This is a genomic window from Zoogloea sp. (assembly GCF_017302315.1).
Classification (GTDB): Bacteria; Pseudomonadota; Gammaproteobacteria; order Burkholderiales; family Rhodocyclaceae; genus Zoogloea.
Genome location: NZ_JAFLDT010000020.1, coordinates 44,012 through 53,315 on the forward strand (window position 1 = coordinate 44,012; position 9,304 = coordinate 53,315).

General features: G+C 67.5%; 7 protein-coding genes. 4 read left to right on the forward strand and 3 right to left on the reverse strand.

What is annotated here, in order from left to right:
* Positions 1–10: 10 nt before the first annotated feature.
* Both fusA and J0L98_RS08635 read right to left on the reverse strand, forming a co-directional pair.
* Positions 11–2,062 carry an elongation factor G gene (gene fusA, locus J0L98_RS08630; RefSeq protein ID WP_296411278.1) on the reverse strand — a complete coding sequence of 684 codons (2,052 nt, stop codon included), beginning with the start codon at positions 2,060–2,062 and terminating at the stop codon, positions 11–13.
* Between the two features lie 104 nt (positions 2,063–2,166).
* A complete protein-coding gene (locus J0L98_RS08635) occupies positions 2,167–3,981 on the reverse strand; it encodes a SulP family inorganic anion transporter (RefSeq protein ID WP_365954480.1) in 1,815 nt (604 codons plus the stop codon).
* Positions 3,982–4,123: 142 nt separating this feature from the next.
* On the opposite strand from J0L98_RS08635, the gene J0L98_RS08640 reads away from it, so the two are divergent.
* The gene (locus J0L98_RS08640) at positions 4,124–5,347 is read left to right on the forward strand and encodes an MFS transporter (protein ID WP_296411279.1); all 1,224 of its coding nucleotides are present in this window, start codon (positions 4,124–4,126) and stop codon (positions 5,345–5,347) included.
* Positions 5,348–5,360: 13 nt separating this feature from the next.
* Here J0L98_RS08640 and J0L98_RS08645 read toward each other — a convergent pair whose 3' ends face one another.
* Positions 5,361–6,497 (reverse strand): GNAT family N-acetyltransferase, encoded by a 1,137-nt coding sequence (locus J0L98_RS08645; RefSeq protein ID WP_296411280.1) that lies wholly within the window; start codon positions 6,495–6,497, stop codon positions 5,361–5,363.
* A 104-nt stretch (positions 6,498–6,601) separates the two neighbouring features.
* Between J0L98_RS08645 and J0L98_RS08650 the strand changes: the two genes are divergently transcribed.
* From J0L98_RS08650 to J0L98_RS08660, 3 genes are all read left to right on the forward strand, one after another.
* Complete coding sequence (locus J0L98_RS08650) at positions 6,602–8,221, forward strand: NAD+ synthase (protein WP_296411282.1); 1,620 nt, start codon at positions 6,602–6,604, stop codon at positions 8,219–8,221.
* Between the two features lie 71 nt (positions 8,222–8,292).
* A complete protein-coding gene (locus J0L98_RS08655) occupies positions 8,293–8,631 on the forward strand; it encodes a P-II family nitrogen regulator (RefSeq protein ID WP_296401841.1) in 339 nt (112 codons plus the stop codon).
* A 105-nt stretch (positions 8,632–8,736) separates the two neighbouring features.
* A partial coding sequence (locus tag J0L98_RS08660; protein WP_296411283.1) for a glutamate--tRNA ligase family protein occupies positions 8,737–9,304 on the forward strand: 568 nt, incomplete at its 3' end.

Below are 9,304 nucleotides of genomic sequence, written 5' to 3' on the forward strand. Positions count from 1 at the left end.
CGGTGAGGTCTTACTGCTCGCCACCCCGCTTGCCCACGTGCTCCCGGGCGAGACGCTGCTGGACGTCGTTGGGTGCCGGTTCGTAGTGGCTGAAGGCGATGCTGCAGCTACCGTCGCCGCCGCTGATGGACTTGAGGCGGGATTCGAAGCCTTCCATTTCGGCCATGGGCACCTGGCTGGTGATCTCCGTCCAGCCGGGTTGCGGGCTGTCGGTGCCGGTGACGCGGCCGCGGCGGCCGGAGAGTTCGGCGCTGATGCCACCGAAGTGCTCATCGGCAACCCGCACGGTCAGGGTGATCAACGGCTCCAGCACGACCGGCCGGGCGCCCTGGACGGCTTCCTGCAGGGCGTGGCGGGAGGCAGTGATGAAGGAGATTTCGTTGGAGTCCACGGCGTGATGCTTGCCGTCGAACACCGTCACCTTCAGATCCTGTAGCGGGAAGCCGGCCATGACGCCTTCGGCGATGGCCTGACGCACACCCTTTTCCACCGCGGGCATGAAGTTGTAGGGGATGGTGCCGCCCTTCACCTCGTCGGCCAGCTGCAGCCCGGCGCCACGCTCCAGGGTTTCGACGCGCAGGGCCACTTCACCGAACTGGCCGGCGCCGCCGCTCTGCTTCTTGTGGCGGTAGCGGGCTTCGGCGCTGCCGGCGATGGTCTCCCGGTAGGGGATGGCCGGCGGCTTGGTGCCGAGGGTGAGGTTCCAGCGGGTCTTGAGGGTGTCGAGCACTGACTTGAGGTGCACTTCGCCGAGGCCGCGGATCACGGTCTCCTTGGCCTGGATGTTGTGCTCGACGGCGAGGCAGGGGTCTTCGTCCAGGAGGCGGTGCAGGGCTTCGGAGAGCTTCTGCTCGTCGCCGTGCTTTTCGGCGGCCAGGGCCAGGCCGAAGACCGCCTGGGGATAGCGCGGCGGCGCCAGATGGAAGTGATCCTCGTCGTGGGAGTCGTGGAGGACGGCGTCCCGGTGGATGTCGTCCACCCGCGCCACGGCGCAGATGTCGCCGGGGATGCCGATGTCGATCTCGGTCTGGGTCTTGCCTTGGACGCGCAACAGGTGACTGACCTTGAAGGGCTTGCGGGCGTCGCCGATGAACAGCTGGGTGTTGGGCGTGACCGTGCCCTGGTGGATGCGGAACAGGCCGAGCTTGCCGCGGAAGGGGTCGTTGCTCACCTGGAAGACGTGGGCGATGACGTGTTTGTCGGCGTCGGTGGTGGCTTCGACGGCTTCGGCAGCCGGGCCTTCACCCTTCAGGAAGTGTGGCGGGTTGCCTTCGGTGGGGTCGGGCAGCAGGCGTCCCATGATGTCCAGGAGTTCGCGGATGCCGGCGCCCGTGCGGGCCGAGGTGAAGCACACGGGGATCAGGTGGCCTTCGCGCAGGGCGATCTCGAAGGGGTCGTGGAGCTGTTCCGGCTGCAGGGATTCGCCCTGTTCGAGGTAGAGGGCCATCAGCTCCTCATCCACCTCGACCACCTGGTCGACGATGCGGTCGTGGGCCTCGCGCACGCTGGAGAAAGCCGGTACGGCGTCGTAGTCGGGTTTGAAGAAGCAGTCGATGACGCTGGCGCCGCCCGCGGTGGGCAGGTTGATGGGCAGGCATTCCTTGCCGAAGCTGGCGCTGATGCGCTCCATCAGGGCGCCGAAGTCCACGGCCGGGGCGTCGATGCGATTGACCACGATCATCCGGCATTTGTCGGCGGAGAGCTCCATGACCTTGCGGGTCAGGGTTTCGACGCCGGCGGCGGCGTTGATGACCACCACCGCCGTCTCCACCGCCGGCAGGGTCGCCAGGGCCCGGCCGAGGAAGTCGGGCAGGCCCGGGGTGTCGAGGATGTTCACCCAGTGCTCGGCCCATTCCAGGTGGGCGAGGGCGCTGTTGAGGGAGTGGCCGAAGGCTTTCTCCTGGGGGTCGTAGTCGCTGACCGTGTCGCCCTTCTCGACCGAACCGGGTGCGCCGATGGCGCCGGCGGTGGCCAGCAGTTTCTCCAGCAGCGTGGTCTTGCCGCTGCCGGACTGGCCGAGGAGGCTGAGGTTGCGGATGTCGCGGACCGAGGTGGGTGTCATGCTTGCTCCCTTGTCGTTAGAGTTCTGAAGACTGGATGCACGGATAGGCAAAAGTATCTGCCTCCGCAAGGGCCGCGACAACGACTCAGGTCAACAAAGCGCTGTCACCAGGCGAATCCCTGGCGTGGGGTGTCCGGTGCCGGCGGGGGCGACAAGTTGGGCAACAGGTGCTGCAGGGCGTGGTCTTCGGTGCGGTAGGCGGCCCGGGGTGCCAGGTCGTTCCAAAGCCCGGTGCGCTCCATCACGTCGATGACCTGCTTCTTGAGACCACAGCAGGCCAGGCAGCGTCCGCTGTCGGCCAACTGGCGGTGGACGCGGCGCAGGGTGTCGATGCCGCTGGCGTCGATGTCGTTGATGCCTGCACAGGACAGCAGCAGCACCCTGAGGCGGGGGTGGTCGCGGCCGACGGCAAGCACGGCATCTTCGAAGGTGGCGGCGTTGACGAAGTGGAGCGGGCCGTCGAAGCGCAGGATGGCGAGTTCCGGGTGGGGCGGCGGCAGATTGAAGCGGGCTGCGTCCCGCCAGGTGCCGTCCGGATGGCGCCCGAGCACGGCCACCCGGGGCTTCATGCTGCGGTAGATCAGCAGCGCCAGGGACAGGATCAGGCCGGCCAGGATGCCGATCTCGATGTGAGGCGCGAAGGCCAGGGTAGCGACGAAGCTAATGGTGCCGGCCAGGCCGTCGTCCCGGCTGGTGCGCCAGGCTTCCCGAAGCTGGGCCGGCGAGAGCAGGGTGGCCAGGGTGACCAGGATGACGGCCGCCAGAACGGGCAGCGGAATGTGGGCGATCAGCCCGGGCATGCTCAGCAGGGCGGCCAGCACCATCAGGGCGCCGACCACCGAGGCCAGTCCGGTGCGGGCACCGCTGGAGAGCAGGAAGGCCGAGCGCCCGAAGGAGCCGCTGACTGGGTAGGCCTGGCACACCGAGGCGGTGAGCTTGGCCAGACCCTGGCCGATGAGCTCCTGATTGCCGTCCCAGCGCTGGCCGGTGCGTGCCGAGGCCACCTTGCAGCTCGACATGGCCTCCAGAAAGCTGACCAGGGCCAGCACGAAGGCCGAGGGTAGCAGGTCCACGGTCTGGCCCCAGTCGGCCCGAGGCAGGGCAAAGGCCAGGGTTTCGGCGGGCAGGGCGCCGACGACGCGCCCGCCCTCCGCTTCGAAGCCTGTCAGCCCGGCCACCACGCTCAGCCCGGCCACCACGATGAGTACCCCCGGCCAGCGCGGCAGCAGGCGCCGCAGGGCCACCAGCAGCCCGATGGCGGCGAGGCCCAGGGCGGCGGAGGGCAGGTGGATGTCAGGCAGGGCGCGGGCCAGGTCGATGACGGCCTCGGCAAAGGGGCGCTGGCCGAAATTGGGCAGCCCCAGCAGGGTTGGCAACTGGGCGGCGCAGATGAGCAGGGAGCAGGCGTTGATGAAGCCGTGGAGCACCGGATGGGATAGCAGGTCGGAGAAATGGGCCAGGCGCAGCATGCCGAAGGCCACCTGGATGAGGCCGGCCAGCATGGCCAGTTGTACGGCCAGCACGAGGTAGGTTTCGGAGCCGGGCAGGGCCAGAGGCGCAAGACTGGTGGCGGTCAAAAGGCTGGTCAGGGCCACCGGCCCGGTATTGAGCTGGGCGGACGACCCGAACAGGGCGCCGACAATGCACGGCAGCAGGGACGCGTAGAGGCCGACGTAGGGCGGCAGGCCGGCCAACTGGGCATAGGCGAGGGCCTGGGGGATGGCCACCAGGGCCACCGTGAAGCCCGCCAGCAGATCGGCGCGGAGGGCGGTTCTGTCGAGCTGATTGCCCCAGGCAAGAAAGGGCAGAAATCGGGCGAGGTGAGGCGGCATGGTGCGGGTGGGCGTTCCGGAACGGGTGTCGGGCTGGAGTTTAGCGCGGCTTGCCGGCCGGCGTCCCTTGGCCGGGACCGCGGGCATGGGGCTGTCCGGTCACGGGCCGGTGCCCCGTGCCGGATGCCCCCGAAGTGCCTTACGTACACGTAAATCCTGATTGACCGGGGCAGCGCTTCCGGGAGATGCTGGCAAGCCGTAAAAAGCCCGTCAGCGGGTGGATGATTCGATGAACGCCGTCGCGCCCCCCGAACCGGTCACGCCGATCTCATACTGGCCCATGGTCCTCACGGCATCCGCCGTGCTGATGATCACCATGGGCATCCGGCAGTCCCTCGGCCTGTATGTCTCTCCCCTCAATACGGCCACCGGGCTGGGGCTGGCCAGCATCAGTTTTGCGCTGGCGGTGGGGCAGTTCATGTGGGGCGCCTCCCAGCCGATCTTCGGTGCCGTGGCCGACCGCTACGGCCCGGGCGGCTCCCTCTTCACCGGGGCGGCCCTGCTGGTTCTCGGGCTGGTCCTGACGCCTTTCGTCAGCAGCGAATTCGGCCTCACCGTGACCCTGGGCGTGCTGGTGGCCGCCGGCGCCGGGGCCGGCAGTTTTTCGATCCTGATCGGTGCCCTGGCCCAGCGCCTGCCGCCTGAAAAGCGTGCTTTTGCATCCGGTTTCATCAATGCGGGCGGATCCTTCGGGCAGTTCCTGTTTGCGCCCCTCTCCCAGTTCCTGATCGCCGGCTTCGGTTGGGCCACCGCCTTGTTCGGCCTGGCGGCCTGCGCCCTGGCAACGATTCCGCTGTCGTGGCCCCTGCGCCACAAGGTCGAGCACCCCCCTTCTGCCGCCGCCGATCTCGGGCTGCGTCAGCAGTTGCGGGTGGCCCTGCGTGACCGCAGCTACTGGTGTCTGCATGCCGGCTTCTTCACCTGCGGCTTCCACATCGCCTTTCTGGTCACCCACCTGCCCGGGGCGGTGGACCTGTGCGGTCTGCCCGCCAGCGTGTCGGCGGTGTCCCTGGCCCTGATCGGTCTGGCCAACATCGTCGGCAGCCTGGGGGCCGGTGCGCTTGGCCAGCATTACCGCATGAAGTGGATCCTGGCCGTGATGTACGGCTCCCGTGCCGTGCTGGTGGCCCTGTATCTGATCGCGCCGAAGACGGACATCACCTTCTACGCCTTCTCCATCGGCCTCGGGCTGACCTGGCTGGCCACGGTGCCCCCCACGGCCGGCCTGGTGGGCAAGCTCTTTGGCCTGCGTTACCTGGCCACCCTGTTCGGCCTGACCCTGCTGTCCCACCAGATCGGCGGCTTCTTCGGCGCGTGGCTGGGCGGGCTGGCCATGGTGAATTTCGGCAACTACGACTGGATGTGGTATGCCGACATCGTGCTGGCTTCGCTGGCGGCGCTGGTGAATGTGCCGATCCGCGAAGCGCATCCGCGGCGGGTCGCCGCCGTTTGAGCCCCGGGCAGGCTCAGCCCTTGTCCCGGAAAGGCATTCGCTCCGACAGCTCGTCCAGGTAGGCGTCCATGCCGCCCCGTTCCTGGGCCAGGAAGCGGGCCAAGGCGTCACGGAAGCGCGGGTCGGCGATCCAGTGGGCGGAGACGGTGCGCACCGGTTCGAGGCCGCGGGACAGTTTGTGTTCGCCCTGGGCGCCGCCTTCGAAGTGTTGCAGACCCTCGCGGATGGCGTAGTCGATGGCTTGGTAGTAGCAGGCTTCGAAATGCAGACAGGGGACGAACTCGATGGCGCCCCAGTAGCGGCCGTAGAGGGTTGCCTCGTCGCGCAGGAAGAAGCTGGCGGCGACGGGGGAACCGGCCCGCTCGGCGATCATCAGCACACAGGCGTCCGGCGAGCGGTGTCCGAAATCCTCGAAGAAGGCGCGGCTCAGATAGGGCGTGGAGCGGTGCTCGGCGTAGGTCAGGCTGTAGCAGGCATGAAAGAAGGCCCATTCCTCCGGGCCGATGTCGGTGCCCCGGAGGATGCGGAAGACCACCCCGGCCTCGGCCACCTTGCGGCGCTCCTGGCGGATCTTCTTGCGCTTCGGCTGGGCCAGATGGGCGAGGAAGTCATCGAAATCGCGGTAGCCGGTGTTGTGCCAGTGAAACTGCACGCCGTGGCGGATCTCCATGCCCGCCGCCTGCATCCAGCGGGCTTCGTCCGCATCGGGAAAGAGGATGTGCAGGGATGAGGCGCCAGCGCGCTCCACTTCCTCGCGCACGGCGTGGATCAGCAGGCGCCGGCTGGCCTCGTCGCGCCCGGGAACACGCAGCCCCGGGACCGGGGTGAAGGGCACGGCCGCCAGCCACTTGGGGTAGTAGTCCAGCCCGTGGCGCCGGTAGGCGTCGGCCCAGGCCCAGTCGAAGACGTACTCGCCGTAGGAGTGGGTCTTGAGATAGAGGGGCATGGCGGCCAGCAGGGTGTCGCCCTCCCAGAGGGCGGCGTGGCGGGGCGTCCAGCCCGTGCGCGGGGAAACGCAACCGGAGGCTTCCAGGGCCGACAGGTAGGCATGGGACAGGCTGGGCTGATCGCCAGCCAACGCATCCCAGGCCGGGGCGGGGATCTCGTCGATGGCGGAATGGAGATGGAGATGGGGATGGAGGTGGGGCATGTGCGCTTCGGGCCGGATTTGATGACAGGATACAAGCAAGCCAAGCCCTCCGCGCAGGCGTCGTGCACGCGGCTTGCGCTGCCTTCGCGGTATAGTGTTGCCCCATGAAAACCCCTCTTACCGTCGCTGTCGCCCAGCTCAATTGTGTCGTGGGCGACATTTCCGGCAATGCGCGCCGGATCCTGGATGCGGTGGCCCGGGCGAAGGCTGCGGGCGCCGATGTGGTGTTGACCCCCGAGCTGGCCCTGTGCGGCTATCCGCCGGAAGATCTGCTGCTGCGCCCCGCCTTTTTGCAGGCCTGCGCGGATGAGCTTGCCGCGCTGGCGGCCCAGGTGCAGGGCATCACGCTGCTGGTGGGCTATCCCGCCGAGCAAGACGGCCTGCGCTTCAATGCGGCGGCGGTGATCCGCGATGGCCGCATTGTCGATACCTATTTCAAGCATCGCCTGCCCAACTACGAGGTCTTCGACGAGGAGCGCTACTTCGAGCCCGGTAGCGGGGCCTGCGTGTTCGAGCTCAAGGGTGTGCGCATCGGCGTGAACATCTGTGCCGACGTATGGGAGTCCGGTGCCGCCGAGGTGGCCCGGGATGCCGGCGCCGAGCTCTTGCTGGTGCTCAACGCCTCGCCCTTCCACATGAACAAGCAGCAGCGCCGTTACGAGGTCATGCGCGAGCGCATCGCCGATACCGGGCTGCCGGTAGCCTACTGCAACCTGGTGGGCGGGCAGGACGAGCTGGTTTTTGACGGGGGCTCCTTTGCCCTCGACCAGGATGGTCTGCTGGCCTGGCAGGGGGCGTCCTTTGTGGATGAGCTGACCCTGTTGCAGTTCTCCGATGGCGTATGGCGTGACCAGGGCGTGCCCGATATGCGCCCCGTGGAGGCCGACGTGTATGACGCGCTGGTGCTGGGAGTGCGCGACTACCTGGGCAAGAACGGTTTTCCGGGTGCCCTGATCGGCTTGTCGGGGGGCGTCGATTCGGCCCTGACCCTGGCGATTGCCGTGGACGCCCTGGGTGCCGACAAGGTGCGCGCGGTGATGATGCCCTCGCCCTATACGGCGCGGATGAGCCTCGACGACTCGCGGGAGATGGTGCGCTGGCTGGGCGTGCGCTACGACGAGATCTCCATCGAGCCGGCCATGAAGACCTTCGCCGACATGCTGGCGCCCCAGTTTGCCGGTCTGCCGGAAGACACCACCGAAGAGAACCTCCAGTCGCGCATCCGCGGCATGCTGTTGATGGCCCTCTCCAACAAGACCGGCGCCATCGTGCTGACCACCGGCAACAAGAGTGAGATGGCCACCGGCTACGCCACCCTGTATGGCGACATGGCCGGCGGGTTCGCGGTGATCAAGGATATCTACAAGACCTTCGTCTATCGCCTGTGTGCCTGGCGCAATGCCCAGCCGGGCGGGCCGGTGATCCCCGAGAACATCCTGACCCGCCCGCCGTCGGCGGAGCTGAAGCCCGACCAGTGCGACCAGGACTCGCTGCCGCCCTACGAGGTGCTGGATGCGATCATTGCTGCGTACATGGAGGAAGACCTGTCGCCGCCGGAGATCATCGCCCGGGGCTATCCCGAGGCTGATGTGCGCCGCACCGTGGGCATGCTCCGGCGCAATGAGTACAAGCGCCGTCAGGCGCCACCGGGTGTTCGCGTGACCCAGCGCGGTTTTGGCAAGGACTGGCGTTACCCCATCACTTCCCGATACCGGGACGCCTGAACGCGACCGGCACGAGCCAATCCGCATGCCTTTCCGGCTAGAATGCGGGACTGTTCCAAAGGAGACTATCCATGAAGAAAATCGAAGCGGTGATCAAGCCCTTCAAGCTCGACGAGGTGCGTGAGGCCCTGTCGGAGGTCGGCATCACCGGCCTGACCGTGACCGAAGTGAAGGGTTTTGGCCGTCAGAAGGGGCACACCGAGCTGTATCGCGGCGCCGAGTACGTGGTCGACTTCCTCCCCAAGATCAAGATTGAAGTGGTGGTGGCCGGTGATGTGGTCGATCAGGCGGTCGAAGCCATCATCAAGTCTGCCCGCACCGGCAAGATCGGCGACGGCAAGATTTTCGTGATGCCTGTCGAGCAGGTGGTGCGCATCCGCACCGGCGAGACCAACGAATCGGCCATCTGAGCCCTTTCGATTCGTCTGCCCGAAGCCCGGTCATGCCGGGCTTTTTGTTGTTGTCGCGCGGCTTTGCGTAAAATGCCGGGTTTTACGCATTCCCGGATTCCCGTCATGGCCGCTACCGTCCGTACCCGCTTCGCCCCCAGCCCCACCGGCTACCTGCACATCGGGGGCGCACGCACGGCGCTCTTCTCGTGGGCCTACGCCCGCCGCCACGGCGGCCAGTTCATCCTGCGCATCGAGGATACCGACGTAGCCCGGTCCACGCCCGAGGCGGTGCAGGCCATTCTGGATGGCATGAGCTGGCTCGACTTGAAGTGGGACGAAGGCCCCTTCTACCAGATGCAGCGCATGGAGCGGTACAAGGCGGTGATCCAGGAGATGCTGGCCGCCGGCACCGCCTACCCCTGTTACATGCCCCCGGAAGAGCTGGACGCCCTGCGCGAGGCGCAGCGCGCCCGTGGCGAGAAGCCCCGTTACGACGGGCGCTGGCGCCCCGAGGCCGGCAAGGCGCTGCCCGCGCCGCCGGTGGGTGTCGCGCCGGTGATCCGTTTCCGGAACCCCGCCGACGGCGTGGTGGCCTGGGATGATCTGGTCAAGGGCCGCATCGAGATCGCCAATGCCGAGATGGACGACCTCATCATTGCCCGTGCCGACGGTACGCCCACCTACAACTTCT

What these genes read in the sequence shown, in the direction of transcription:
- J0L98_RS08650 (WP_296411282.1), top strand. Translation starts at nt 6,602, where the DNA reads ATGAAAACCCCTCTTACCGTCGCTGTCGCCCAGCTCAATTGTGTCGTG.
- J0L98_RS08645 (WP_296411280.1), bottom strand. Translation starts at nt 6,497, where the DNA reads ATGCCCCACCTCCATCCCCATCTCCATCTCCATTCCGCCATCGACGAG.
- J0L98_RS08655 (WP_296401841.1), top strand. Translation starts at nt 8,293, where the DNA reads ATGAAGAAAATCGAAGCGGTGATCAAGCCCTTCAAGCTCGACGAGGTG.
- J0L98_RS08640 (WP_296411279.1), top strand. Translation starts at nt 4,124, where the DNA reads ATGAACGCCGTCGCGCCCCCCGAACCGGTCACGCCGATCTCATACTGG.
- J0L98_RS08635 (WP_365954480.1), bottom strand. Translation starts at nt 3,981, where the DNA reads ATGCCCGCGGTCCCGGCCAAGGGACGCCGGCCGGCAAGCCGCGCTAAA.
- fusA (WP_296411278.1), bottom strand. Translation starts at nt 2,062, where the DNA reads ATGACACCCACCTCGGTCCGCGACATCCGCAACCTCAGCCTCCTCGGC.